This window comes from Pseudomonas sp. B414 (genome assembly GCF_055408445.1).
This window is the reverse complement of sequence record NZ_JBUZTQ010000008.1, coordinates 19601-44569: the sequence shown is the minus strand read 5'-3', so window position 1 is coordinate 44569 and position 24969 is coordinate 19601. Positions and strand designations below refer to the sequence as shown.

Below are 24969 nucleotides of genomic sequence, written 5' to 3'. Positions count from 1 at the left end.
CGCCATGCCACGCTCGTGAGAGCCCTGTTGCGCAGCCTGCATACTAAATCGTGAGCAGGCCCCAATTAGGCGCATACTCAAGCCAGTTCATCATCTTTTGCTTCAACCAAATGTGTGGTCGGGGACGGAATAATGCCGTCCTTCATGCCCAGAAGAACCGCTACCTTGTGGGCTTCACCACGCTTCCCCTTTTTGCGCCCGGCGAGCACTTGATAAGTGGTAGCAGGGTCGACGCCATGTTCCCGAGCGAACTCTTGAACGGATTTTCCCTGATGTTCCAGCCATGCCTTGGCTTGTGCGGCAGTACGAATTCCGGTCATAGTTCAAAACCGTTCAAAGGTGTTTAATATTTTCTGATTATACCATCCTTGCGGGTGTTTAAAATGGGATCCTACATCCAAATGAGTGGAATTGGTTTGCGCTTGCGGCAGGAGAGAGAGCGGCTTGGTTTGTCGCAGAAATCTTTTGGTGAAATCGGTGGTGTCGAGGCTAATGCCCAAGGCAAATATGAAAATGGTGATCGCGCGCCCAAGGCGGATTATTTGTCGCGCGTTGCAGCACGTGGTGTAGACGTGCTTTATGTCTTGACCGGCAGTCCAACACCGACACTGATCGATAACCTCAGTCAGATAGAAGAAAAGGTTCTGATCAGTTACAGGATTCTGCACAAGGAAGATCAGGACGCCATCCGCCGGCTGACCACAACGCTGGCGGAGTTGTCGGTCCCCAAACTGGTAAAGGAGCGCCGTGAGCCAGAGGAGCTGGAGCCAGTCAAGGAGTGAGTGTTTCCAAGAATTTGATGTTTTGCCATGGATAGATGACGCAAGTCGATAGGTTGGTGGATTAGTTTTTGCTAAGGTGTCGCCAATCAACCAAGACCAATTTGCGAGGTGTCGACTTGATTCGGGTTCTAGTGGTCGATGATCACGATCTTGTGCGTACGGGGATCACACGAATGCTGGCCGATATCGAAGGCCTGCAAGTGGTCGGACAGGCCGAGTCCGGTGAAGAGTCACTGCTCAAGGCACGTGAGCTGAAGCCGGATGTAGTCCTGATGGATGTTAAAATGCCTGGCATTGGTGGTCTGGAGGCGACCCGCAAGATGATGCGCAGCCACCCGGACATCAAGGTTGTCGCCGTGACCGTATGCGAAGAAGACCCGTTCCCGACGCGTTTGCTGCAAGCAGGCGCCGCGGGCTACATGACCAAGGGCGCTGGCCTTGCCGAGATGGTCCAGGCGATTCGCCAGGTATTCGCTGGCCAGCGCTACATAAGCCCGCAAGTGGCCCAGCAATTGGCGCTCAAGTCCTTCCAGCCTGCCAGTGACTCCCCGTTTGATGCCTTGTCCGAGCGTGAAATCCAGATCGCACTGATGATTGTTGGCTGTCAGAAGGTGCAGGTCATTTCAGACAAGCTTTGCCTGTCGCCCAAGACGGTCAATACCTACCGCTATCGTATTTACGAGAAGCTCTCGGTCAAAAGCGATGTCGAACTGGCCTTGCTGGCCGTTCGTCACGGCATGGTTGATGCTGGTTGATCATGACTGACGTGTTTGACGCAAGTGCGTTTCTTTCGACCTGCAGCGGTCGGCCCGGCGTGTATCGCATGTTTGATAGCGAAGCACGGCTGCTTTACGTGGGTAAGGCCAAACACCTGAAAAAGCGCCTGGCCAGCTACTTTCGCAAGACCGGCCTGGCGCCCAAAACCGCCGCGCTGGTTGCCCGTATCGCGCAAATTGAAACCACCATCACCGCCAACGAAACCGAAGCGTTGTTGCTTGAGCAAACGCTGATCAAGGAATGGCGCCCGCCGTACAACATCCTGTTGCGCGACGACAAGTCCTACCCCTATGTGTTTCTTTCGGATGGTGAGTACCCGCGTCTTAGCATCCATCGCGGCGCCAAGAAGCAAAAAGGCAAATATTTCGGGCCTTACCCCAGTGCCGGCGCCATTCGTGAAAGTTTGAGCATCTTGCAAAAGACTTTTCTGGTGCGTCAGTGCGAAGACAGCTACTTCAAAAACAGAACGCGGCCTTGCCTGCAGTACCAGATCAAACGCTGCAAGGCGCCCTGTGTCGGTCTGGTTGACCCGCAGGAGTACGCCGAGGATGTTCGTCACTCGATTATGTTCCTTGAGGGGCGCAGCAGTGCGCTGACCGATGAGCTGAACGCGGCGATGGAGCAAGCTGCCAGTACTCTGGATTTTGAGCGTGCTGCCGAGGTACGTGATCAGATTTCCCTGCTGCGCCGGGTCCAGGACCAGCAAAGCATGGAAGGCGGCACCGGCGATGTGGACGTGATTGCCGCCTTTGTAAACCCGGGCGGTGCGTGTGTGCATCTGATCAACGTGCGCGGCGGGCGGGTATTGGGCAGCAAGAACTTTTTCCCCCAGGTTGGCATTGAGGAAGACGTGGCCGAGGTCATGGCGGCCTTTCTCGGCCAGTACTACATCAGCAGCCCTGAGCGCGACCTGCCCAGCGAACTGATCGTCAACGTCGAGCACGAGAGCTTCGAGGCGATTATCGAGGCCATTGATGAGCTGCGCGGCCGTGAGCTGGCGATCAGCTATCGAGTGCGCGGCACTCGGGCGCGCTGGCAGCAACTGGCAGTTACCAACGCTGAACAGGCGCTGATGGCGCGCCTGACCAACCGTCTGCATGTGGCGGCGCGTTTCGAGGCACTGGCCCAGGTATTGAAGCTCGACGAGATCCCGCAGCGTCTGGAATGCTACGACATCAGTCACTCCAGCGGCGAAGCAACGGTAGCCTCTTGCGTGGTATTTGGCCCTGAAGGCCCGATCAAGTCGGACTACCGGCGCTTTAACATCGAAGGTGTAACCCCGGGCGATGACTATGCCGCCATGCACCAGGCGCTGTTGCGCCGTTTCAGCCGGCTCAAGGAGGGGGAGGGCAAGTTGCCGGACATTCTGCTGGTCGATGGTGGCAAGGGGCAGATGTCGATGGCCCGTGATGTACTCAACGAACTGGCGGTGCCTGACCTGATTTTGCTCGGCGTAGCCAAGGGTGCGACGCGTAAAGCGGGTTTTGAAACCCTCTATCTGAACGATGCCGCCCATGAATTCACCCTGAAAGGCGACTCGCCGGCCTTGCATTTGATCCAGCAAATCCGCGACGAGGCTCACCGTTTTGCCATTACCGGGCATCGGGCGCGACGGGGCAAAACCCGGCGAACCTCAACCCTGGAAGGCATTGCAGGGGTCGGACCGACCCGTCGCCGAGATTTATTGAAACATTTTGGTGGCTTACAGGAGCTAACTCGTGCAAGCATCGAGGAGATCGCCAAAGCACCCGGGATCAGTAAAAAGCTCGCTGAGTTGATTTATGCAAACCTGCACAGCGAGTAGAATGCCACCTCACCTCGTAGCTAGTTGTGCCGATGAATATCCCTAATTTGATCACCGTACTACGCGTTCTGCTTATTCCTTTCTTCATTCTGTTGTTCTATTTGCCCTACAGCTGGAGTTATATAGCCGCCAGCTCAGTCTTTGCATTTGCAGCGGCGACGGATTGGCTTGATGGCTATCTGGCTCGTCGACTGGAGCAGAGCACGCCCTTTGGTGCCTTCCTGGACCCGGTTGCCGACAAGTTGATGGTGGCTGTGGCCCTGGTTTTGCTGGTGCAAGAGCATCACAACGTGTGGCTGACCTTGCCGGCGGCGGTGATTATCGGTCGTGAAATCGTCATTTCCGCATTGCGCGAGTGGATGGCTGAACTGGGGGCACGGGCCCAGGTTGCGGTATCGAATATGGGCAAATGGAAAACCGCGGCGCAGATGCTGGCGCTGGTTATCCTGCTGGCCAACCCTTCGGATTTCAGCTTCTGGGTGTTGGTGGGCTACGGTCTGCTGCTGGTGGCTGCCGGATTGACCCTGTGGTCGATGCTGCAGTATTTGCGGGCTGCCTGGCCGCACCTCAAGACTACCTCGGTAAAATAAATAAAACTTTTTGAATCAAAGGCTTGACGCATTATGAGAAATCTATAGAATGCGCATCACCAAGCGGGAATAGCTCAGTTGGTAGAGCACGACCTTGCCAAGGTCGGGGTCGCGAGTTCGAGTCTCGTTTCCCGCTCCAAATTATGATCTGCAGAGTTTCATGGAAGTCTGTAAGTCATTGAAAATAGACGCTTCGGCGTCTTTTTTCGTTCCAGTGCCATCCACTGAAAACCAGCAGCAGCCACGAAATTTAAGTACATTTTCAAGTAAATGGATTCGGGGTGAAAAGCACTGCGGTTTGTTGGTGGAGCCCAACGGGCTGGAATCGGTACCTATCTCCTCACTCTTACAAGACGGGAGATGTACTTATGGCTTTGACCGATACCGCCGTTCGCCAGGCAGAACCTTCCGGGAAGAATTACACACTCAAAGATGCAGATGGACTTGCGCTGTCTGTCGGCCCCAAGGGTGCCAAGCACTGGCATTTCCAGTTTTATTGGCTGGGTAAGCAGGCGCGGATTTCCCTCGGCGGTTACCTCGCAGTCAGTCTCAAAGATGCGCGTAAGGCGCGCGACCAGGCTCGTACAGTGCCTCTTCCATTGCCGGGTCGCTGTAGCCAAACCAGTTCTGTATCAGATGACCCCGCAATATCGCCAGCAACGGATACGCCGCACGACCACCTTCATCCTTCGGATAATGCGGTTCGATCAAGGTAATCAACCCCTTCCAGGCCACAACCTGACCCATCTCGATCAGGAAACGCTCGCGGCGGGTCTGCTTACGTTTGCCAGCATACTCGGCATCGACGAAGGTCATCTGTTTCATAGGGACTCAACCGCTAAGTTTGTGCCAGGTTGATATTTCACCAGATCTGGAAGTCTTTGTCAGAGTTTCCTTATGAGAAGAAATATCGGTTGTGCAAGAACAGCAATAACCTGAACAAGGTTTGTTGATTAGTGTATGTGATGTGTATTTGCCTCGGAAAAGTATTTTTTCCGCTTTTTTGTAGGACGCTTCCCAAAGATACTATTTCCGCTTATTTCCTGTTGCGGGTGCCTCATTGGTGTTCTAGCGTTGGATTGTTGCTGCATATCAGTGACTCGGCTTTTGCAAGTTGCCATTACTCTTTTTGCGTACTTGGAAACACTTAGACGAGGAACAAGTCATGAACCAAAAGATCCAGCAGGGTGCGACCGCACCCAATCATCAAGACAACGAAAAAGCACTCTTCAGCAAGGAAGAGCTGCAGATCTTGAGCGACGCCATTAAGAAGTCCAAGACACATGCTTGCGATACCAAGGCGGCGAGTTGCGCGTACCACCGTTGAGCTGATCCCGAATAAGCAAGAAAGCCTTTTCTTGCTTATTCACTTTTTGGGGAGTGAGTATTCAGTTCTCACCAAGGGAGGTTCACATGAGGGCGATCTTTATCGGCCATCAAACGTGGCTTGTGGAACATGGAGATACTCGGATCCTGATTGACCCGCTGTTATGCAAAGACTTCGGTCTGGTCGACGAAAACCGGATCGAGATTTATCCGCCACGTACTGTTGATGCCGCAGCACTTTCCGATGTAGACCTGATTTTCCTGAGTCACGAACATTCCGATCATTTCGATATCCAGTCGCTGAATCTGTTGCCACGTTCTGCCAAATTCGTGGTGGGGGCGACCATTGTCGAGCCGGTCAAGCAATGCATACGCGACCTCGGGTTCACCCTTACGTAAGTCAACGACACCGAGCCGATGCGGATTGGCGACTTGAGCCTGCGATTTTACCCGGCTGATCCGAAGACCGCCTTCTGGGAGAGTCGGGTCACCCAGGTGCATATTGAGGAGGCTGAGGAGTCGAGCAGTGGCATCTTTATTGCCGTGGACGCCTTGGTGTCCGAAGTGTTTAAGGCTCATATCGTAGAGGGACGACTGGCACCGCCCAAGCTGGTGATCGTGTCAAACAACTCTAGGGTATCGCCGCCGGGAGCCTTTCAGTCCTTGGAAAACTGGGGCAAGAACGCGAGTGACAGTAGCCGTAAGGTCGGTCCGCTGGGTATCGGTGTGCTAAGTACCGTGCTGATCAGCTACATGGACGATTTTCCGGTGCAACCCGAAAATATAGCCCTTTGCGGCGGCGGGTTTATAAAACGCTTGGGCGGGTTTGCCGCTTTCCCCTTTTCCGATCAGCCGACATTGAGCCGGTTGGCCAATCGTCTCAGCCTGGACACCAATATTGTCGGCCTGCTGCCAGGCGAAGCCTTTACCCTGGATCCTGACCCCGGGCCGCAAGCGGTTATCGACTGGGTCCAGGTGGACAAGGTGCAGCACAACTTGCTGATCGAGGAGTTGGATCAGTTTATTGAGGCGCGCAAGACTGTCGAGGTGGTTGCTTCAGTGCGTCCGGACGTGCAAGACGCCGAGGCTTATGAAGAGCTGCTACTACGCGCGGAAGCCGAGCTCCAGCGCCTGGCGAAAAGCCTGATGCTGTTTATCACCGGGCGCAAGGTGTTGGCGATGTCTCACTACAAGGGGCACAAGCTCGGACCGAAAAGAATCGTTTTCAGTTTTGTCTCGCATGCCTTGGGCCGTCAGGACGCTTATGCGCTGAACCTGATCAGCGGCCAGTTCGAGGCGCAGACGCACAACCAGCTCGAATCGCTGGTGGCGCTGTATCCCTTTGGCGTAAGACTGCCCCTCGTGGACTTCATCGGCATGTCCGAGGGAGACCTGCAGATCTGGGACATCGTGGGCGTTTCGGTTCAGTCCTGGTTCGAGAACGGCATCTTCGACGGTCTGATCCCATTCTTCTACAGCTACTACGGTGAGAATGGCAGCCCTGAGCTATTGGCGAAAATCATCAGGCGCGGCATGCGCAAGCTGGAGAAGTGTCTATGAAACTGACGATGATCGGCCACGAAAGCTGGTCGCTGCAGGCTGGTAATAGCCATGTGTTGATCGACCCGGTGCTGGGCAGTGGCTTCGGTTCCGATGTCGGCCGGCAGTTCGCGATAGTCCCGGCGCGCAATGTCGATCTGCAGCGCATGCCAGCGGTGGATGACATTGTCTTGACCACCGAGCACCTGCAACACTTTCACCCGGCCTCTTTGCGCCGCCTGTCGTCAGATTACGAGCATTTGCTCAAGCGCAAAGTGGTCTACGTCCCGGAACTGTTTCCCGGCGCGGCCGAGACGATTGTCCGCGCCTGTGGTTATGAGGTTCAGCGGGTCGATACTCAGGCCGAGTTCGTCATCGGATCGCTGCACCTGCGCTTCTACATGCCCTGCACCGAAGTGCTCTTCTGGGACAGTCGGGTAGCGTCACTGCATGTCGAGCATAAGGGCTGCGAGGCGGTGTTCATCCAGTCCGATACCCGCATCGCCGACGCTTACTTTGCCGATGTCAATAGTGGAGTCGTTGCCTGTCCACAGGTCATGGTAATGACCAATAATTTCCAGGGCAGTGGGGCGCAAGGGCCGATCGGTCTGGACAATCTGTTGCCGGTGCCCGACCAACGTTACACTCGGGTGTCCGGCTTGCGTCTGCTGGACGAAATCGTACACAAGCCGATGCGCCGACTGAACCAGGTGCCGACCCTGATCCTCGCGGGCAATGGTTATCGCGACCCCTTTGGCAAGATGCATTACCCCTGGTCGAACTTAGAACTGGCGCAGATCTGCAGCGAACTGTCGTTGTTGAGGGAAGTGCACTCACTAACTCCCGGCGAAAGCTTCGACGTGGGGTCGGCAAGGCCTGGCGAACCGGTGGACTGGATCTGCGCATCCGAGGAGCAGGCGGGGCCCATTGAGGCGAAAGGGCGATGCAGGAAGATCTCGCTCGGCACACCGCAGATCAAGGCTTATCTCGATGAAATGGCCAAGACCTGGCTGATTACCCGCTACGGCCAGGTGCTGATGACCCAAGGCAACTACCTAGGTCGCCCTGTTGGCCCTTGCCGTGCGGTGCTGCAATTGACCCGGGACGATGGTGTAGGTCAACAATGGCTGTTGGATGTGTCCAGGGTTGAGTTCGTTGAGGTACCGGACGAAGGAGCGGGGGCGATCAAGCGATATCCCTACGGTATCCGTGTTGACCATGACGATTTCTGTCAGCTGCTTCTCGGCGAGTTGCAGATATGGGAGCTGCTCAACCTGTCGGCATCGCAATGGTATGTCTGCGATCGCTATGACAGCCCGCTGGCGTTCTGGCTCGAGTATTACAGCGAGCAAGTGGACTATAGACGCGCCTTGCGCAGTTATGAAATGTCCCTGGCGACTGCACCATGAGCGGGCAAAGAGCCTTTAAGCACGTGCATCTGGAACTCCTGGGCGCCGCTGAGGTACAGCTGCGGCGGCAGGCGCTCGCCGAGCTATTGGCCGAGCGTTATCAGGTTTTGCGGGTACTCGGCCAGTCGGTGAAGTCCCTGGTCTGCTCCGGGCTGTGCATGGCCTCGGGCGAGCCGGTAGTGATCAAGCGTTACTTCGACGAGGCGGCCTATGCGGCCGAAACCAGCGGTTATTTGCTGTTCCGCTCGGGGCCGATAGCAGGTATGCGCCATCAAGATGCGCGGCATCAGGTACTGGTGCTGGAGTTTCTGCATGGCCATTTGCCCGGTCTGGCCGACCTGCCTGAAGTGATTGCGGCCTACGCAGCGATGCATGCCACGGCCCTAGCGAATGTCCAGCGGGTCATGGGGCACCGCAGTACCCCAAAATTTCTCGATCCCTGCCTGTCATCCCGTTGCCGCTTTCCCTCGTTCGATCTGCAGGGCATCAGCGTCGGTGACTGCAAGCCGGAGCATCTGCTTGTTACCGCGGATGGCGTGCGCATCATCGACCTGGAGACACACTCCTTGCAGCGTAGTGTGTGGTTCGACATCTTGTCCTTGAGCCGCTTCTTGGGGGCGGCCCCGGGGGGTTCGTGGGATCTGGAGGAATGGGTGGCCCTTTACTGCGCATGTCGGGAGATTCACGCCCACTATTACGATCTTCAGAAGATCCGAGACTGCCTGCAGCGTGTACATGGCCTGGAACTTGGTCGGGTGTACTGCGAGGAGGCGCTGCTGTGAAGTGGATGTACTGTTTCACCCCAGCATTGCGGTATCGGAAGTTCGCTCGCTTCGAAGCGCGAGCCTTCGACGATGGCTTTTTCGGCTTGGCCTTCAGCCTTGCGCCTTGGGCGGTCTGGGCTTATGTGCTGGTGTCGTTGTTGCAATACAGCGTAACGCTGTTGTTCGTCTACAAACTGAGCACCCTGGTGGCGGTCCAAGGCAGTGCCGATATCGAGCTTGCGGACACTGCGCTCCTAGCGCTTTTGGCCCTCAGCGGGTTCTTGCTGGTGGTGAGCGAGCTCAATCTGGAACGCCATATCTCCCTGAAGTTATGCCACGAGTTTGAGTGCCTTCTGGCGCGCAAAATTCAGCCTCAGGTAGAAGTGTCGGTGCTGGAGCGGTTGGTTTCGCGGGATTTCAGCGTCATTCTCGATGGCTTCGGTGCTGGTCTTAGCCTATTGGTTATTCCGGTTTTCCTGCTGCTTTCAATGCTGCTGGCGTTGCTAGTCTTTGGCACGGCAGGGTTCTGGGCGGTTGCAGTGATCGGTGTGTTCCTGCCGCTTTCTTATCTGCTGTCCAGGCTCTCGGACCGCAACTATCAGCGGATCATGGATTTAACGGCGCATCGTATTGAACAGTGCTCGGCATGGTTGCGCAAAGGACCGTGGCTTAAGCAGTTCGCTGACCGGATGGACTTGCAGAGCATCGAGGAGACACTGGCGGGCGAACGCTCCCTGCGCAACCTGGATACGCTGTTACGCGGCGCCGACAGCTACATCATCGGTTTCGGCCGTTTGATTCCCCTTGTCTTGCTGGGTCTGCTGGGCACCTCGGAATCAGCCATGGTCTGGGATGGGGCGATTTTCTGGCTGAGCATTCCGTTGCTGACGGCGGTACTTACGTTGCCCCGCTCCTATGTGAGCTACAAGGCCGTCGGGCGCTCCCTGAACGCGCTCAATGGCCTGTATCAGAGTTCCTCCAGGCATTCAGTAGTGCAATCCGCTGCCGCCGATCAGGTGCATGGCGTGATTGAGTTCGATGTCGACTGGCCGATCTGGCCCGCGCCGATGGTCGAACTGATTCCTGGCCCATTTGAGAGCCAACGCGAGGACCTGCACGCGTTGCTGGCAGCTTTCCACCTGGTACCCGAGCTTGGGCAGGACCCACAGCAGGTTCTGCAACTGCCCATCGAGCTGGACGGGAGCAACCTCTCTGCCGGGCAGCGCCTGCGCCTGCAGTTGCTACGCGGGGTGTTTCTGGCCCGCACCCAGGACGGGACCCTCAGTATCGACCATGACTTCTCGGTGTTGGACGCCTCGGCCGCGAAGGCAGTGAAAGACGCCTTGGATCATCTGTCCTGGGTATGTTTCAGCCCATCGGCCGCAAGAGTGATAGCGCAGCGCGAGTGCCCGCCGGCTGAGGTCGGTGAGCGGACGGCTTGGACGGTGCCAGCCAGTGACCCGGCGCTGGAACGCTTCAGTTTCGGCGCTCTGTTCAAGTATTGTTGCTGGGGTGTGCTGATGTTGTTGGTGCCGGCGCTGATGATGAGCTATGCGGCCAACCTGACGCTGCCTGAGGCAAGTTTCTCGCCCTTGCAGGTTCTTTTGTATGCCGTGGCCGGGGTGGGGGCAGGAGTCTGCGCCGGGTTATTTATCGAGAATCTGTTGCGCAGCCGCTTTTCTCGCTTGTTCACCGATGGCCTGCGAGACATCCGGCTCACCGGCTTGGCCGATGCGCTGCAGGTGGTTTCACGCGATGTCACCACGACATTCGAACGCATTGCTTGGTATGCCCATGACATTGCCTGGATCATCGCGCTGCTGCTGTGCAATGGCATGGCTTTGTGGATGGGATTCGGCTTGTTCGGCATCGCCGTTGCGCTGCTGTTCAGCGGCCTGCTGGCGACGTTATACCGGCTTTCGATCAACGCGCTGTATCGGACCAGGGTGGAGAGCGTCAAGGGATTCGACGCCCTACTGCGTTCGGCCCATGTGGCGTTTTCCATTTCCCAAGCGGGTGGCATGGGATTCGAACGACTGGGTGACTGGCTCGAGCTCACCCAGCGGGGTGCAATAGCTAAGGGGCTAAAGCATTTTTACACCACCCGCATGCGCAGTGTGATCACCCGCACCGTCTCGGCGGCCAGTTGCACCTTGCTCAGCGACCTGGTGATTGTCCTGGTGGTTCTGATGGGTAGCCTCTACCGGACCAGTGACTCGGCTTTTGTGCTCGCGGTCACGGCCTTGCTGCTTGTGCGTTCTGACCTGTCCAATGTCTTTCTGGCCATCACGGGTTTCAAATCGCAGTCGGTGTCGTTGGAGCGCCTGCAACTTTTTGCCCGGCCCAAAAGCTCCGTTGCCGTGGCAATCGCCGGGCAGAGTGTCGGCATCGCGCCTTTTGTCGCTCGTCGAGCCTATCGTGCCTTGAACTTGGAACGGGGCCGGTTGTATTCGCTATCAGGGCACTCCGGCTCCGGCAAGAGCGAGTACCTCAAGGGCGTGGCCAGTATCACCGACGTAGTCATCGAAGAAGCAGGCGTGGCGCAGACCATCACAACAACCCGTTATTACTTGGACAGCAAAACCTCGGCGCTGTTAGGTAGTGAGCTTGAGGCAAGCAGTTGGCTGGAAACCTGGCTGAAAGCGTTGCCGGAGGACCGCCACCATCTGTTGTTGTTGGATGAGATGTTCAGCGCTTTGCGCGCCGAGCAACTGGCCGAGCGTCTGCAAGCGTTGCACCGTTATGTCGAGCGTAGCGGCAACACCCTGGTGCTGGTGGATCATCGTTGCCGACTGGAATATGACATCAAGCTCAGCGAATTGGTAATCGCTGATTACCCGGTGCAAGGAAATACTCATGGATGAGCCAATTTTGTACTTAGGCGACCGGGGGTTTCTCAAACATTACGGCAGTCCCTACTCGGCGCAACAGGTCGAGGGGATTGCGCGCAGGGTCCTGACCAGCTCTGGCTTGGGTCTGGCCAGCGGCGACTGGCCGACGGCCAGGGCCGTCAGCAATGCTTTAGCTGGAGGCCCACGAGCGCGGCATATCTATCATTCGCGGTTTCTGATACGGGTGACCGAGCAGGCAACGGGGCAGGGCATCAGCGTCCGCCAGGTCCAGGCCAACCCGACTTGGTTGCTAAGCGTACGGCGAAGTCACCCATCAGCGCGTTCTTCGACCACGCTGGGTACGACCGGATCATTAAGGCTCTGCAACATCACCGGATGCCGAAATGGGTGATCTTGTATTGCCGACGATTTCGCACAGCACCTGTCTTCTCGGTCTGACTGACTGCGCTAACAAAAATAAGTAGCATCCGGGCATGACTGACCTGACCGGCTACTTGCTCTCTAATCTTCAAGTCCTTAAAGCTCTGAAGTCCATGATGGAGTTGTATGGCCATGACTTTGATCCAACGGTGCTTGAATGGGAGTTCATTAATTAGTGGCTAATGGCCGGGAAAGTCTCAGAGGCAAGACGGTGTAGTTCGCACGCTTACACAGTAACAATGACCATAGGTGACCTCCAAAACCCATAGGCCACCATCAATATTTAGCGTTTGAAGGCATTGCCGCTGTCCGAAGATGGCGAGTCAATATCAATTAAGTTTGATCACTTGTATCGGAGATCATATGAAAAAATTATTTTTTTTGAGTGTTTCGGCTGTGTTGTTAACAAGTATTACATTGCAGGCATCTGCCGACACTAGAGTGATACAGAGAATAGTGTCTTGCAGTGCAGGGAATTTTACAGGGAGTGCCAAGGTAGATATCACCCTTGTTGACTTGGTTGCGAAACAGGCAAAAGTTACTGGATATAAAATTACTAAAATAAACAACCAGCAGGGTGGTAATCGAGCCAATCTACATTTGCTTGCAGAGAAAGGGGCGTATATGGGTTTCCCAGCTGGCTTTGGAAATCTTGTTGGTGTAGGTGCCTACTCTAACGACAACTTGCGTCAGGATGGCGTATGGCACAGTCCTACTAGTGAAGTAAAAGTCGGCTCAAGTGGCCTCCTTCGCAATATGACAGTGAAATTTATCTTTGACAAAGACGGGGCGGATCCTAGCTGTCAGGCTGCCTTTCGGTAATTGATAGTCGCTGCGATGGCGTTCGAGACTGCGATTGGCCAGGTGCTTACCGCGGTCGTGATGCTCAAACGGCCCGGATAATCGTAATCCTCAAGGTCCGGCATCACCTTGCTCTTGGCATCGCTTTCTAGCTCAATACGCGGCTTGGTGAAGTTGTAATCGCGGCGGGTGACGCGGCTGTTACGCGTCGCCAAACGCAGGCCAAAGCGCTGACCACCGACGTATCAGCAGGCCACCAGCCCGGTGTCCTGCTGATACGCCACCGGCGCCAGTTTGGTCATCGCCAAACACCAGTAAATGCGCGTTCGGGCTGTGCTGGAAGTGAAAGTGGATGCCTTCTTCTTCGCACAAACGCTGGATAAACGGATGCTCCGATTCGTCGTACTGCACGCAATAAACGCACTCCGGGTAGGTCGCGCCGAGCTGGAAGTGGTAATCATTGGCCAGGATGCCGTGCTCTTCGAGCACCTGGGCGATGATCTGGCGTACGGTCATCTGCTGGAAAATCCGCTGATTGACCCGGTGCGTCAGGTACGACATATGCGGGCGCAGCGAAAGGTGATAACGCGTCAGGCGCCTGCCGGCTTTGCCACGAGAGATGCTGTAGACCTGCCCGTGAATGCCAGTGCCCGACGTTGATATCTGCCAAAAAGCCTCTTTGTGCAGCAGCTTTTCGAGATCAAGAAAGGCCTGCTCACTGACCAACTCCAGTTCAAAAGCGAACGGCGTGTTCAAGGTCTCACGGCTCTTGAAGGCCAACACCTGAAAATCAGCGCCCTCAAGGGCCTGCGTGAAATGGGGCTGATCAGCCGATGAAAACATGCCTTGTTCCTCACGCCGTGCAGCGGTTTCCGTCGTCTGCTACATGCGACGAAAACAAAAAATTCCGGGGTAAACCCCTGCACACCGGCCCGATGCGCGGTAACGGCCACCCAGCCTTAGCCCGCTACGGGCGTACGCCAGTCATCCGAACCGCAAGTACCGAAGACTTCGTGGGGCCAGGTGATTTTTACCGGTTTGTTCACGCGCTGGCCGGTCGGTTGGCCGGACTCCGAAGTTGTTGCAGGCATGGGGTTGGGTGATTAAAGAGCCCGGGCAGGATTTAGTCGCCAGGAGCTCGGGTCCGTTATTGAAGGCTTACCAAAGCACAATGTCGTAGGTCAGGTAGAGCCGGTTGCTGTCACGGCCCCGGGAAAAGTCCGAGCGGTAAACGTAGTTTCGCAATTTCACTCCCAAACCTTTGAAAGTACCCTGCTGCACAACATAGGCAATCTCTGCGTCACGCTCCCATTCCTTGATGGAGCTATTTGACTTGCCATCGTTACCGCTGAGGTAGCGTGTGGAGAAGGTCAGGCCCGGCACCCCTGCGGCGGCGAAGTTGTAGCTATAGTTGAGCATCCAGGTCTTCTCGTCCTGCTTGATGAATTTGCTAATGCCGGCATTGCTGAACGAGTAGACAGATGCGCCGCTGATATAGGGCAGCCCGGCTTCTCCGTTCAGGGCCTGATAACCTGCGCCGAAGGTATGGCCATAGAGGGCGTAGGACAGCAGGCCGCTGAGCATATTGTTGTGAATTTTGCCTGCATAGGCCGAGCCCGAGTCGACACTGTTGAAGTAACGCAGGTCGCTGGTCAGTACCCCGTGACCTAGCGGCAGATCGTGCTGGATACCGGCGAAGTTCTGTCGATAAAAGTTCTCGAGTTCGCCGTAGAAGTAGCTCAGACGGATGTTTTTACCCCATCTGTAATCCGCTCCGGCGTAGCTGAAATCCCCTGATTTTTCACCCCTGTAGCCATCAGGCACGATCGCCATGCTGTCGGTCGAATCACGCAATTTAAAACGCTGCAGGTACCCTCCGGTAATGCTCAGGTTCTCCAGGTCGCTGCTGCTGAACTGGCTGCCCTGGTAGGTCTGCGGGTGTAATCGTGAATTGTTGTAAATCAGCACCGGGGTCTTGGGCAGCAAGGTGCCGTATTTGACCGTGGTCTTTGCCAGTCTTGCTTTTGCCGTCACCCCGGCACTGGCAAACTCGTCTGCGGCCCGACCGTCATCATGCACCGGCAACAGTCCGGTGCCACTACGGCCACGGCCTGAGTTGAGTTTGAGCCCTAGCAGGCCCAGGGCATCGATGCCAAAACCGACTGTGCCGGGGGTAAATCCGGACTGCATGTCCAACAGGAATCCTTGAGCCCACTCGGTTCGCTCACTTTTTGCGGTTCTTGCCGCTTTGGCACCCATACCGTGCTCGTCGCGAAAGTTTTCGTTGAAATAGATATTTCGCAGTTGCAGTTTAAGTGTGCTGTCATCAACAAAACCTTCAGCGTTGGCAGCAGCCAGCGGCAACAAGACTAAAGCGCAAAACAAGGCCTGGCGGGAATACAAAGTGTTCATGGCAATCAACTCATTATTGTTATTAGAGTGCAGGACAGCACGCGCCTCGCGGGTGAGGCGCGTTGAAAGGGGTTAAAAGGCCGGGTGGGTCAGGTGAGCAGGCTGATTGCCCCGGTCAGCAAAGCCAGCGCCGTCACCACCAGGGAGGTCAGCACCGCCCATTTAACCGTGGCTTTCTGGAAATCGCCGATATCGCGACCGACCATCCCTACCAGCAACAGGGTAGAGGCCACCAGCGGGCTCATCAGATGCACGGGCTGCCCGAGAATGGAGGCTCGGGCAATTTCAATCGGATCAATGCCGTAAGCGGCGGCGGCATTGGCCAGGATCGGCACTACCCCAAAATAGTAGGCGTCGTTGGACAGGACGAAGGTCAGCGGCATGCTGGTAATTGCCACGACCACCGGGAACAGATGCCCCCAGGACGGCGGTATCCAGTCGACCAGGGTTTGCGCCAGGGCATCGACCATTTTCGTCCCGGAGAAAATCCCGGCGAAGATACCCGCAGCAAACACCAGCAGGACGACCGTCATGGCGTTACCTGAATGGGCGAGGATGCGTTCTTTTTGAATGTCCAGTTGCGGATAATTGATCATCAGCGCCAGGACAAAGCCGATCAGGAACAGGATTGCCGAGTGCATCAGCCCCATCACAAGAGCGGCCATCACAGCAATCACCAGTGCAAGATTGACGTAGGCCAGCTTCGGGCGCTTGTGCGGCGTGTCCTCAAGAATCTCCTTGATATAGCTATTGTTGCCGGCACTTTGCAGTTGAATATTGCCGATTCGCTTGCGCTCGCCACGACCCAGCAAAAAGGCGGTGAAAACCACCCACATTGCGCCCCCGATCATGGTCGGCAGCAAAGGGACGAAGAATTTGCCGGGATCCAGGCCCAGTGCGGCGATCGCCCGCGTCGCGGGGCCACCCCAGGGGGTCATGCCACTCATGACGCTCAAGGACAGCATGGCGATGGTGGCCAGGATCATCGGGTTCATGCCCAGGCGTTTATACAGCGGCAGCATGGCCGCGCACGTGATCATGTAAGTCGTGGTGCCGTCTCCGTCGAGTGCTACCAGCAAAGACAGAAGTGCGGTGCCAATCGCAATCTTCATCGGGTCACCATTGACCCGTTTTAAAATCTTGCGAATCAGCGGGTCGAACAGACCTGCGTCGATCATCAAGCCAAAGAACAGAATCGCGAACAACAGCAGTGCTGCTGACGGTGCGACCATTTTCAGGCCGTCGAGCATCATTTTGCCGGTGGTACCGCCAAACCCGCCAATGACAGCGAATACGACGGGTACAACCGTGAGTGCGACGATAGGGGACAAACGTTTAGTCATTATGAGGAAGGTGAATACGATCACCATGGACAGGCCAAGGAAAGCGAGCATAGGACAGTTCTCTTGTTGTTATAGTTATAGAGGCTGACGCCGGTACCCACGACCCCAACCCGCCAGGCCACACAATCAATATGCCCGGTGGGCAGGGTTTGAGTCTGGTCGGGGGAGTGGCGTTATCCGGTCTTTTCTATCCCTGTCTGGTGACGTGCACATCTTCCCTGTGACTTGAGCGCGACAGCTTGTCGGACCCAGAAAAGCCTGACGATTATTCCCTGCACAACAGCGCAGAGAATCTGGGTGTAAAAGGATTTAACAAATTTCATGGCATCACTCATTTTTAGAATTGTGCCAATGTAAAAATGCCAACAACTGCTGGAATTTAACCGGCGAGTCTCTGCGAGTCAGTGGCGTAGACGTAGCCGGAGAACAGCCGGCGTGCGGTTCGTATAACCGATGCGCGAATGGTCTGCCCCTGGTTGCCGGTGTAGGACAGTACGACGTCAATCCCTCCGCCTGGATGCTCGATCCGGATATTTTCCAGGCGAGGAGTGCTCACGCCCCCCAGCATCTGCGCAACGATGCTGCCGTCGACAACGCAAGCAGTGGCCAGGCCGATGGAGCCGGTAATGGCCAGGGCGCGATGGCAGTTATGGGGCATGAAGTAGCGCACCTGAAGCGTACCGCCAGCCTTGGCCGGTGATACCAGTACGGGTTTTGGAATCACTTTGTCGCTGACATCACCCAGGCCCATTGCCAGGCCCGCTTTCAGCCGCAACGACTCAAGGCGGCGCAAAAACGCCTTGTCAGCGTCCAGTTCTGCGGGGCTTTCATCGCCACGTTTGCCTAGTTGGCCAGCTTCGACAAGCACCATGGGCATAGCCATATCTATGCAGGTGACAGCAATGCCATCAATGACATCCTGTGTCTTGCCTGTAGGGAAAAGTTTGCCAGTGTTACTGCCTGCGGCATCAATAAATGTCAGTTGCACGGGGGCTGCGGTACCAGGCACACCGTCGATTGCAGTCTCGCCCTCGTAACTGACTATGCCATGCGGGGTCTGAACTTCGGAGTTGACGAATGTCCCTGTATTCAGATTGCGAATCCGTACACGGGTCAATTCAGGGCCAGCCTTGACCAGGCCCTGTTCGATGGCAAACGGACCGACCGCACACAGCATGTTGCCGCAGTTGGGAGCGCTGTCTACCCGACGTTGCGAAACCATCACTTGCACGAACAGGTAATCAACATCCGCATCCGGGTGCAGTGAAGGGCTGACGATAGCGACTTTGCTGGTTTGCAGGCTGCCACCACCAATACCGTCGATTTCAAGTTCATGACCCGAGCCCATCAGGTTGAGCAGTAGCTCATCACGGGCCTCAACCGCTGCAGGCAGATCCCAGGTAAGGAATACCGGACCTTTGGAGGTACCGCCGCGCATGAGCACACAAGGAATTCTTAGCATGATATGGACTCTTGTTAATCAATCGACGTGATTGATGCTTATGGAACAAGAGTCTCAATCTTTCAAAAATGTTTCCAATGCAAAGATTGGAGAGTTTGTTGCGTTTGGTGCATGTTTCATTTGCGGTATATTTTGCTCCGGACGTTTATCTGGCGAGGCAAGCAATGGATTATGAGCTGCATGACATCCGATCTTTTGTGAAGATCGCCGAACTGGGCAGTTTTCATGAGGCTGCGGATGCCTTGCATCTTTCCCAGCCAGCGCTGAGCCGTCGAATCAAAAAGCTGGAGGAGGGGTTGGGCACAGCATTGCTTGATCGCACTACGCGCAAGGTCAGCCTGACGAGCGTAGGCAGGGACTTTCTACCCAAGGCGCGGCGGTTGCTGGATGATTTCGATGAGTCGATCCTGAATATCCGCGAACTTGCCGAGCGCCAGATCGGCAGGGTGACTTTGGCGTGTATCCCCACTGCCGCTTTTTACTTCTTGCCCTCTGTCATTCGCCTGTATAACGAGCGCTACCCTAAAATCCGCATCCGCTTGCTGGACCTGAGTGCCAATGAAGGACTTGAGGCCGTGCTGCGCGGGGAAGTCGATTTCGGTATCAACATGATGAGTGGCCAGCATCCGGACATTGAGTTTGTACCCCTGGTCATCGAGCCTTTTGTTCTGGCCTGCCGACGTGATCATGAACTGGCCGGGCGCAGTTCGGTCGCCTGGTCTGAACTCAGCGATTATCGGCTTATCGGAGTGGGGCGCCTGAGCGGCAACCGCATGCTGCTGGATCATGCTTTATCGGGGTTGAGCTGGCGCCCGCAATGGTTCTACGAGGTGCAGCACTTGTCGACTTCTCTGGGGTTGGTCGAAGCCGGGCTGGGGATATCGGCAATGCCAAGCCTGGCAATGCCTGCCGGGGATCACCCGACTCTGGTCAGTGTCCCTTTGGTCGAGCCGGTGGTGAATCGGTCGTTGGGGCTGGTTTACCGGCGGGGGGCATCCCTGTCCCCGGCGGCAGAGAAGTTCGTCTCAATTTTGCTTGAGCAGTGGCCGCAATAAGCCCGTCGAGACATTTATCCGCATTTACTCTGCCCTGCTCAGGAGGGTTGAGCTGCCAGGCTGTTAGTGACATTACGCCCCAGCACTAGCACCGTAACAAAACCACAACCCACCAGGGCTGTGGCCAGGCTCAGCAACACCGAGCTGCCCAGTTGGTCGACGATCTGCCCGCCGAAGAACGAGCCCAGGGCAATAATCACCTGGAACAAGGCGACGAACAGTGGCATGCCGCGCTCGACATCCTTGGGCGCCACGACAAACATCCAGATACTGGCGCAGGCCGGGAAAGCGCCGAAGGCGAAGCCCCAGAGGGCGATAAGCATCGCGGCACCGGTCATGCCGGTAGCGTACCAAGGGAACAGGGCGGTACTGGTGCCGATCATCAGTGCGACCAGCATCAGGGTGTAACGTACGCTGCGGTTGGCGGCGAAGCCGGCGAAAATATTACCCATGACCCCGGCAACGCCATAAAGCAGCAGCAGTGAGCCAATCGTCGGTCCGTCGAAACCGGAACTGTGTTTGAAGAAGGGGGCGACATAGGTGTACGCGGCAAAATGCGCCAGGCCGATCAGTAATACCGCGATCAATCCGACCCGGGATTGCGGGTTGATAAACAAGGCCGGCAGGTCACTGATACGAATGGCCTTCTCAGGGTGCAGTGGCGGTAGCAGGAAGATTTGTGCCAGGAGTACCGGAACCCCCACCAGCGCAGTGACCAGGAAGGTCATGCGCCAGCCCATCAGGCCACTCAGCCAGGTGCCTACGGGCACGCCCAGTACGGTGGCCAGGGTTACGCCGACCATGATGATCGAGGTGGCCTGGGCCACGCCTACACCCTTGGGGGCCAGGCGGCCGCTGAGGGCGATGGCAGTGGCCCAGAAACCGCCGATGCTGATGCCCAGCAGCACGCGGCCGAACAGCAGCAGGCTGAAGTCGCTGGCGTAGGCTACGACCGAGTTGGCAATGATCATGATCAGCGTCAGGCCGATCAATAAATAGCGCCTGTCCATGCTGCCAATGCTGATAGACAGTAAGGGCGCGGCGAGGGCGGCCATTATCCCGGGCAGGGTAACCATAAGCCCGGCGTGGCCGGCACTGATGCCCAGGTCACTGGCGACGTCGTTGAGTACGCCCACCGGGAGAAACTCGCTGGTCACCAGGGCGAAGGCGCCCACGGCGACCGAGAGAATGGCCAGCCACTGTTGTTTGACGCTTTGCTGGTTTGGTTCAGGCAGGCCGCGAGGCGGCAGGCTGGCGCTTGGCATGGTATTGGGTTCCGACGGGGGGATGGCGCCTGAAGCAGGCTGGGGTGCGGGAGGATTTCGAGGCGATTATAGGAGCCGGTTTTGCCGATCAAACAGGCAGGCACTTCGATAGTAATTATCAGTGCAATCGATGGGGCGCCCTGAATAGAGCGCCTGCTTTGGCCAACTCTGTTGAATCAGCCCCAATTACAGGCGGTAATAAGCCGAGGTTGGCATAACTTCAGAACCTGCTCACCAAACCGATTGGCATCTCGGTTCTGCGTTGTCAGGTGCAGCTTGGTCAGAGGATTGGTCTTTAAATTTTCGACTTGATCTGACCGTCACTGGATTTGAGGGGGGTGACAGTCAGATCAAATTAAGGCAGTAGAGATTCAGCCAAACTTTACGTTTGGTTTTAGAGAGAGGCTGAGAACTATTTTGTTTTAAACTATGGCCACCCCTGCGGGGGGTGTAATCATATAATGATATCCATGCGCGGGCCGAGCCCGTCAACTAAGAGCGTTATATCAGCCTGTATTTCGCAACGCGCTTTACATATGTCGATAACGTTTCTGATCTCACGATCGAAGATTTCTCTTGCTTCCTCTCTTTTTTCACAAACGGCATCCGCGGTCAATGTCACGCGGCCGGAGAAAGTGGTTTCAACGGTAGAGAGTTTGTTCCAATCAGGGTTCTCTATATTGGCAATGCCTTTTCTTACCTTCTCGGCAGCTTTGGCTGCATTCTCAGTATCACCTGTCGGAGAAATCGAGTAGGTGAATAGGAAATGGTGTTTTGTCATTTGCTCTACCTTTAAGATTTAATGGTTTTATAAGGCGCGCATATAAGCACGTCTTAAACTGACATTAGCACTTTGAGTAGGTAGGCGGATGCCAGTTTGTAACTTTACGGGTTGAAAAGTGTGTTCAGTTATTTATGCGCTGGAACTTTTTGTATGGCCGATATTTTGAAATAATAATGTTCTTTGCGGCCCATTAAAATTCTGCAGGTAGTGGCCCGGATCGGCAGGCTGCCGCTAACAGCGCGGCAGCTTCTGCTGCGTTTAGCGGTAGCGCTCAAGCCAGTGAGCGTAAGGCGCGGGCAATGTCCACGAGGCTTTTTCGACGCCCAGTTCCTTGGCGGCGAAATAGGGCCAGTGCGGGTCAGCCAAGTGGGCGCGGCCTACGGACACCAGGTCCAGTTGTCCGCTTTGAATGGCATTTTGCGCCAACTGTGGCGTGCCGAAACCCCATGCAGAAGTTACCGGCAGGTCCGCTTCACGGCGCACCCGTTCGGCGATCGGGCCGAGGAAGGCGGGGCCCCAGGGGATATTGGTGTCCGGGATGGTGAAGCCGACACTTACACTCAGCAGGTCGAGGCCAGCGTCCTTGAAACGGCGTGCGAGCTCGATCGACTCGCTCAGTGTCTGCTCGTCGCGGCCATCATATTCGATGACGCCAAAGCGGGCGGTCAAGGGCAGATGGTCTGGCCATACCTCACGAACGGCGGCCAGGGTTTCCAGCAGGAACCGGCTGCGGTTTTCGAAGCTGCCACCGTATTCATCCGTACGCTGGTTGGAATGTTCCGAGAAAAAGCTCTGGCCCAGATAACCGTGGGCAAAGTGCAGTTCGATCCACTCAAAGCCGGCTTCGCGGGCACGGCGTGCCGCATCGACGAAGTCCTGGCGTACCCGGGCAATGTCTTGCAGGGTCATTTCACGGGGAACCTTCGGCAAATTGGCGCCGAACGCGATCGGCGAGGGAGCAATGGTTTGCCAGCCTGCAGGATTGCCTTCAGCGATGTGATCATCACCTTCCCAGGGGCGGTTGGCGCTGGCCTTGCGACCCGCATGAGCAATCTGGATACCCGGCACGGAACCGGCCGCCTTGATCGCTTTTACTGCGGGCACAAATGCCTGGGCATGGGCATCGCTCCAGATACCGGCGCAGCCGGGCGTGATGCGCCCTTCGGGGGAAACAGCAGTGGCCTCAACCACGACCAGGCCCGCCCCGCCTCGTGCCAAACCGGCCAGGTGGACGAGGTGCCAGTCATTGACCATGCCGTCCTCTGCCATGTACTGGCACATCGGCGGTATGGCAATGCGATTCCTTAACGTGACGTCCTTCAGGGTAAATGGCTCGAATAGTGCTGACATGGCTGGATTCCTCATAGGTTGATTCGCTTGTTCGATAGTATTCGAAATATAGCGAAAATTGAAACCTTTCGTTATCATCCACCTATGCGAGCCTTTAAACATCCCCTCCCTTCTGAATTCGTACTTGAGCGTTTGTTATACGCCTTGAGCGACCCTGTGCGCATGGAAATTGTCCGGCATCTGGCGGGGGTTGCCGAAGCAACCTGCGGTGAGCTGGATGGCGGTCGCCCCAAGTCGAGCATGTCCCATCATTTTCGGGTATTGCGCGATGCAGGGCTTGTCCATACGCGCAATGTAGGGACTACGCATATGAACTCCCTGCGCTCGGATGAGCTGAATATGCGCTTCCCCGGGTTACTGGATTGCGTACTGTCCCAGGCTTGAATCGCCGCCTGTTGTGCATGCATCAGCTTGCACAGCAGTAATGTCCTGCAATAAAAATGCAAAAGGACAGAGTCTTGGCGCATGTCGGCAATGTTCTCAGGACAGAGCTTATGACTGCTTCGGATTTACCTGAGGGGCAAGTGGTACCTGGACCACTTCACTGATAGCGGACGACCCGCTGTGGGCGCCTGAACACATTGTGCAGGAGCAGGCCTAAACGGTCGGGACTTGGCACAGCGCTATCAACTGACCTTGCAGCAACTTGCCCGCGTGGCTGAGCCCGTTCTGGCCGTATAGCGCCAGGAAGACACCTTGTATGTCAGGCAGGCCGCTGCTGGCATCCAGCACCTTGTGCTCCGGGCGGATCACCCGAGTTGGCAGCAGGCTGATGCCCAGGCCCGCCGCCACGGCGGCACAGACACTGGCCAGGCTGGCGCTGGAGAAGTTGATCCGCCAGTGCCAGCCACCCATTTCCAGGTGATGAAGCATTTCATTGCGGTACAAACCGCCCACAGGAAAGGCCACCAACGCCAGGGGATCGCGGCCAAAGGCCGGTAGTGAGCGGCTATCCACCCAGCACATGGGTTCGGGCCAGCAAGCCAGGCAATCCACCCCCGGCCCCATCTGCTTGACCAGCAGCAGATCGAACTCGCCCTGGCGATACAGGCGCATTAACTCCGGGCCCAAACCGCAGGTGACTTCCAGGCGAACTCCGGGATGCTCCAGACCGAACCGCGAGAGAATCGGCATCAGGCGTTCGGCGGCAAAATCTTCAGGCACCCCCAGACGCAACACACCCTCGCTTTTCAGATCGAACAGTACCTCGCGGGCCTCTTCCTGCAGGGCCAGGATACGTCTGGCATAGGCCAGCAAACGTTCGCCCTCAGGAGTGGCCATTACTCGACGTTGTTCGCGGTCGAGTAGCTTGCAGCCAAGACTGTCTTCCAGGCGCCGTATCTGCTGGCTGACAGTGGACTGGGTGAGGTGCAGGCGTTGTGCCGCGCGAGTGAAGTTGGCGCAGTCGACGACCGCGACAAAGCTGCGTAACAGGATGGGATCGAACATCTGCACCACCATTCGGATTGCCACTGCAAGGCATGGTTATATTTAATTTCAGAATACCTGGTGGGCTGACCATACTGAATTTTCATGGAATTGATAAGAGGGCCTGATATGGGTTCCCGGATACTTAAATACGGCCTGTTGATGGCCGGGCTGCTGATGATTGGAGGCTTGATGGCAAGCGGCAAGACACTGCTCACCGCCGTAAAGGACGGTGAGCTGGGCAGGGTGCAGCAGCTGGTGGCTAAAGGTGCGGACCTCAATGCCCGGACGATTGAAGGCAGCAGTGCGCTGCTGTTGGCCACGAGTGCCAACCAGATCGAAATCGCCAGGGTTTTGATCGACGCCGGTGCCGACGTCAACCAGAAAAATCTGAGCCAGGACAGCCCCTATCTGCTGGCCGGTGCCAGCGGGCGAAATGAAATTCTCAAGATGACCCTGGCCCATGGTGCCGACCTCAAGAGCACCAACCGTTATGGCGGTACTGCCTTGATCCCGGCATGCGAGCGTGGCCATGTTGAAACCGTACGTCTGCTGATTGCCGCAGGGGTCGATCTGAACCATGTCAATCGTTTGGGCTGGACCTGCTTGATGGAGGCCATCGTGCTCTCCGACGGTGGCGCGCCCCATCAGCAGATTGTCAGGCAGTTGATTGCTGCCGGTGCTGACTTGAACCTGCCCGACAACAATGGTTTGAGCCCGTTGCAACAAGCGCAAAAGCGCGGCCAGAACGCGATTGCACAAATGCTGCGCGACGCTGGCGCCCATTGACTGCCACCCTGGAATTT

23 protein-coding genes, 1 tRNA gene and 3 pseudogenes are annotated in these 24969 nt (G+C 56.3%); 16 read left to right on the top strand and 11 right to left on the bottom strand.

The window, feature by feature from the left end:
- Positions 1-77: 77 nt before the first annotated feature.
- Positions 78-320: a DNA-binding protein gene (locus ACZRMH_RS09380; protein WP_464013183.1), complete on the bottom strand. Its 243-nt coding sequence runs from the start codon at positions 318-320 to the stop codon at positions 78-80.
- Between the two features lie 81 nt (positions 321-401).
- Here ACZRMH_RS09380 and ACZRMH_RS09375 point away from each other — a divergent pair, with 81 nt between their 5' ends.
- The 6 genes and pseudogenes from ACZRMH_RS09375 to ACZRMH_RS09350 form a co-directional block, all read left to right on the top strand.
- Positions 402-782: a helix-turn-helix domain-containing protein gene (locus ACZRMH_RS09375; RefSeq protein WP_464013305.1), complete on the top strand. Its 381-nt coding sequence runs from the start codon at positions 402-404 to the stop codon at positions 780-782.
- A 116-nt stretch (positions 783-898) separates the two neighbouring features.
- Positions 899-1537 (top strand): response regulator transcription factor GacA, encoded by a 639-nt coding sequence (gacA, locus tag ACZRMH_RS09370; protein WP_029611459.1) that lies wholly within the window; start codon positions 899-901, stop codon positions 1535-1537.
- A 2-nt stretch (positions 1538-1539) separates the two neighbouring features.
- Positions 1540-3363: an excinuclease ABC subunit UvrC gene (uvrC, locus tag ACZRMH_RS09365; RefSeq protein ID WP_464013182.1), complete on the top strand. Its 1824-nt coding sequence runs from the start codon at positions 1540-1542 to the stop codon at positions 3361-3363.
- 32 nt (positions 3364-3395) lie between these two features.
- Positions 3396-3953 carry a CDP-diacylglycerol--glycerol-3-phosphate 3-phosphatidyltransferase gene (gene pgsA, locus ACZRMH_RS09360; protein WP_464013181.1) on the top strand — a complete coding sequence of 186 codons (558 nt, stop codon included), beginning with the start codon at positions 3396-3398 and terminating at the stop codon, positions 3951-3953.
- Positions 3954-4016: 63 nt separating this feature from the next.
- Positions 4017-4092: transfer RNA gene (locus ACZRMH_RS09355), tRNA-Gly, on the top strand.
- A 229-nt stretch (positions 4093-4321) separates the two neighbouring features.
- Positions 4322-4537, top strand: a pseudogene (locus tag ACZRMH_RS09350) (Arm DNA-binding domain-containing protein); the annotation flags it as partial.
- Here the strand turns inward: ACZRMH_RS09350 and ACZRMH_RS09345 are convergent.
- Positions 4533-4778, bottom strand: a pseudogene (locus ACZRMH_RS09345) (transposase); the annotation flags it as partial. The pseudogenes ACZRMH_RS09350 and ACZRMH_RS09345 overlap by 5 nt on opposite strands.
- Before the next feature lie 340 nt (positions 4779-5118).
- On the opposite strand from ACZRMH_RS09345, the gene ACZRMH_RS09340 reads away from it, so the two are divergent.
- The 7 genes from ACZRMH_RS09340 (at position 5119) to ACZRMH_RS09310 (ending at position 13085) form a co-directional block, all read left to right on the top strand.
- Entirely contained in the window at positions 5119-5280 is a 162-nt protein-coding gene (locus ACZRMH_RS09340) for a hypothetical protein (RefSeq protein WP_464013180.1), read from the top strand.
- Between the two features lie 86 nt (positions 5281-5366).
- The gene (locus tag ACZRMH_RS09335; protein WP_464013179.1) at positions 5367-5678 is read left to right on the top strand and encodes an MBL fold metallo-hydrolase; all 312 of its coding nucleotides are present in this window, start codon (positions 5367-5369) and stop codon (positions 5676-5678) included.
- Positions 5679-5711: 33 nt separating this feature from the next.
- Positions 5712-6839 carry a hypothetical protein gene (locus ACZRMH_RS09330; protein ID WP_464013178.1) on the top strand — a complete coding sequence of 376 codons (1128 nt, stop codon included), beginning with the start codon at positions 5712-5714 and terminating at the stop codon, positions 6837-6839.
- Positions 6836-8227, top strand: coding sequence for an MBL fold metallo-hydrolase (locus tag ACZRMH_RS09325; protein ID WP_464013177.1), 1392 nt, complete (start codon positions 6836-6838; stop codon positions 8225-8227). Before ACZRMH_RS09330 ends, ACZRMH_RS09325 begins: the two co-directional genes overlap by 4 nt.
- A gap of 23 nt (positions 8228-8250) precedes the next feature.
- Positions 8251-9009 carry a hypothetical protein gene (locus ACZRMH_RS09320; protein WP_464013176.1) on the top strand — a complete coding sequence of 253 codons (759 nt, stop codon included), beginning with the start codon at positions 8251-8253 and terminating at the stop codon, positions 9007-9009.
- Entirely contained in the window at positions 9006-11855 is a 2850-nt protein-coding gene (locus ACZRMH_RS09315) for a P-loop NTPase family protein (RefSeq protein WP_464013175.1), read from the top strand. The genes ACZRMH_RS09320 and ACZRMH_RS09315 overlap by 4 nt, the downstream gene beginning before the upstream one ends.
- Before the next feature lie 771 nt (positions 11856-12626).
- Positions 12627-13085: a hypothetical protein gene (locus ACZRMH_RS09310; protein ID WP_464013174.1), complete on the top strand. Its 459-nt coding sequence runs from the start codon at positions 12627-12629 to the stop codon at positions 13083-13085.
- On the opposite strand, the pseudogene tssI reads toward ACZRMH_RS09310, so the two are convergent.
- From tssI to ACZRMH_RS09285, 5 genes and pseudogenes are all read right to left on the bottom strand, one after another.
- Positions 13074-13907: pseudogene (tssI, locus tag ACZRMH_RS09305) on the bottom strand (type VI secretion system tip protein TssI/VgrG); the annotation flags it as partial. The gene ACZRMH_RS09310 and the pseudogene tssI overlap by 12 nt on opposite strands.
- Before the next feature lie 116 nt (positions 13908-14023).
- Positions 14024-14155, bottom strand: a complete 132-nt coding sequence (locus ACZRMH_RS09300; protein WP_464013308.1) for a hypothetical protein — start codon at positions 14153-14155, stop codon at positions 14024-14026.
- 67 nt (positions 14156-14222) lie between these two features.
- The gene (locus ACZRMH_RS09295) at positions 14223-15476 is read right to left on the bottom strand and encodes an OprD family porin (protein ID WP_464013173.1); all 1254 of its coding nucleotides are present in this window, start codon (positions 15474-15476) and stop codon (positions 14223-14225) included.
- Positions 15477-15565: 89 nt separating this feature from the next.
- Positions 15566-16870, bottom strand: a complete 1305-nt coding sequence (locus ACZRMH_RS09290; RefSeq protein WP_464013172.1) for a CitMHS family transporter — start codon at positions 16868-16870, stop codon at positions 15566-15568.
- A gap of 328 nt (positions 16871-17198) precedes the next feature.
- Entirely contained in the window at positions 17199-18281 is a 1083-nt protein-coding gene (locus tag ACZRMH_RS09285; RefSeq protein ID WP_464013171.1) for a 4-oxalomesaconate tautomerase, read from the bottom strand.
- Between the two features lie 164 nt (positions 18282-18445).
- On the opposite strand from ACZRMH_RS09285, the gene ACZRMH_RS09280 reads away from it, so the two are divergent.
- A complete protein-coding gene (locus ACZRMH_RS09280; protein WP_464013170.1) occupies positions 18446-19336 on the top strand; it encodes a LysR family transcriptional regulator in 891 nt (296 codons plus the stop codon).
- Between the two features lie 38 nt (positions 19337-19374).
- On the opposite strand, the gene ACZRMH_RS09275 is transcribed toward ACZRMH_RS09280, so the two are convergent.
- From ACZRMH_RS09275 to ACZRMH_RS09265, 3 genes are all read right to left on the bottom strand, one after another.
- The gene (locus tag ACZRMH_RS09275) at positions 19375-20601 is read right to left on the bottom strand and encodes an MFS transporter (RefSeq protein WP_464013169.1); all 1227 of its coding nucleotides are present in this window, start codon (positions 20599-20601) and stop codon (positions 19375-19377) included.
- 454 nt (positions 20602-21055) lie between these two features.
- On the bottom strand, positions 21056-21382 hold the full coding sequence (locus ACZRMH_RS09270; RefSeq protein ID WP_464013168.1) for a hypothetical protein: 327 nt from the start codon (positions 21380-21382) through the stop codon (positions 21056-21058).
- Positions 21383-21643: 261 nt separating this feature from the next.
- Positions 21644-22735, bottom strand: a complete 1092-nt coding sequence (locus ACZRMH_RS09265) for an NADH:flavin oxidoreductase/NADH oxidase (RefSeq protein ID WP_464013167.1) — start codon at positions 22733-22735, stop codon at positions 21644-21646.
- A gap of 84 nt (positions 22736-22819) precedes the next feature.
- Here ACZRMH_RS09265 and ACZRMH_RS09260 point away from each other — a divergent pair, with 84 nt between their 5' ends.
- Positions 22820-23119 carry an ArsR/SmtB family transcription factor gene (locus tag ACZRMH_RS09260; RefSeq protein WP_464013166.1) on the top strand — a complete coding sequence of 100 codons (300 nt, stop codon included), beginning with the start codon at positions 22820-22822 and terminating at the stop codon, positions 23117-23119.
- 213 nt (positions 23120-23332) lie between these two features.
- Here ACZRMH_RS09260 and ACZRMH_RS09255 read toward each other — a convergent pair whose 3' ends face one another.
- A complete protein-coding gene (locus ACZRMH_RS09255; RefSeq protein ID WP_464013165.1) occupies positions 23333-24184 on the bottom strand; it encodes a LysR family transcriptional regulator in 852 nt (283 codons plus the stop codon).
- 108 nt (positions 24185-24292) lie between these two features.
- Here ACZRMH_RS09255 and ACZRMH_RS09250 point away from each other — a divergent pair, with 108 nt between their 5' ends.
- Positions 24293-24952, top strand: coding sequence for an ankyrin repeat domain-containing protein (locus tag ACZRMH_RS09250; protein WP_464013164.1), 660 nt, complete (start codon positions 24293-24295; stop codon positions 24950-24952).
- The last annotated feature ends 17 nt before the right edge of the window (positions 24953-24969 follow it).

Bases quoted from the DNA above. Each gene is read 5' to 3' on its own strand.
- ACZRMH_RS09260 (WP_464013166.1), top strand. From the start codon at position 22,820: ATGCGAGCCTTTAAACATCCCCTCCCTTCTGAATTCGTACTTGAGCGT.
- uvrC (WP_464013182.1), top strand. From the start codon at position 1,540: ATGACTGACGTGTTTGACGCAAGTGCGTTTCTTTCGACCTGCAGCGGT.
- ACZRMH_RS09255 (WP_464013165.1), bottom strand. From the start codon at position 24,184: ATGTTCGATCCCATCCTGTTACGCAGCTTTGTCGCGGTCGTCGACTGC.
- ACZRMH_RS09380 (WP_464013183.1), bottom strand. From the start codon at position 320: ATGACCGGAATTCGTACTGCCGCACAAGCCAAGGCATGGCTGGAACAT.
- ACZRMH_RS09280 (WP_464013170.1), top strand. From the start codon at position 18,446: ATGGATTATGAGCTGCATGACATCCGATCTTTTGTGAAGATCGCCGAA.
- ACZRMH_RS09250 (WP_464013164.1), top strand. From the start codon at position 24,293: ATGGGTTCCCGGATACTTAAATACGGCCTGTTGATGGCCGGGCTGCTG.
- ACZRMH_RS09295 (WP_464013173.1), bottom strand. From the start codon at position 15,476: ATGAACACTTTGTATTCCCGCCAGGCCTTGTTTTGCGCTTTAGTCTTG.
- ACZRMH_RS09310 (WP_464013174.1), top strand. From the start codon at position 12,627: ATGAAAAAATTATTTTTTTTGAGTGTTTCGGCTGTGTTGTTAACAAGT.
- ACZRMH_RS09265 (WP_464013167.1), bottom strand. From the start codon at position 22,735: ATGTCAGCACTATTCGAGCCATTTACCCTGAAGGACGTCACGTTAAGG.
- ACZRMH_RS09270 (WP_464013168.1), bottom strand. From the start codon at position 21,382: ATGACAAAACACCATTTCCTATTCACCTACTCGATTTCTCCGACAGGT.
- ACZRMH_RS09285 (WP_464013171.1), bottom strand. From the start codon at position 18,281: ATGCTAAGAATTCCTTGTGTGCTCATGCGCGGCGGTACCTCCAAAGGT.
- pgsA (WP_464013181.1), top strand. From the start codon at position 3,396: ATGAATATCCCTAATTTGATCACCGTACTACGCGTTCTGCTTATTCCT.
- ACZRMH_RS09290 (WP_464013172.1), bottom strand. From the start codon at position 16,870: ATGCTCGCTTTCCTTGGCCTGTCCATGGTGATCGTATTCACCTTCCTC.
- ACZRMH_RS09325 (WP_464013177.1), top strand. From the start codon at position 6,836: ATGAAACTGACGATGATCGGCCACGAAAGCTGGTCGCTGCAGGCTGGT.
- ACZRMH_RS09300 (WP_464013308.1), bottom strand. From the start codon at position 14,155: ATGCCTGCAACAACTTCGGAGTCCGGCCAACCGACCGGCCAGCGCGTG.
- ACZRMH_RS09375 (WP_464013305.1), top strand. From the start codon at position 402: ATGAGTGGAATTGGTTTGCGCTTGCGGCAGGAGAGAGAGCGGCTTGGT.
- ACZRMH_RS09335 (WP_464013179.1), top strand. From the start codon at position 5,367: ATGAGGGCGATCTTTATCGGCCATCAAACGTGGCTTGTGGAACATGGA.
- ACZRMH_RS09275 (WP_464013169.1), bottom strand. From the start codon at position 20,601: ATGCCAAGCGCCAGCCTGCCGCCTCGCGGCCTGCCTGAACCAAACCAG.
- ACZRMH_RS09340 (WP_464013180.1), top strand. From the start codon at position 5,119: ATGAACCAAAAGATCCAGCAGGGTGCGACCGCACCCAATCATCAAGAC.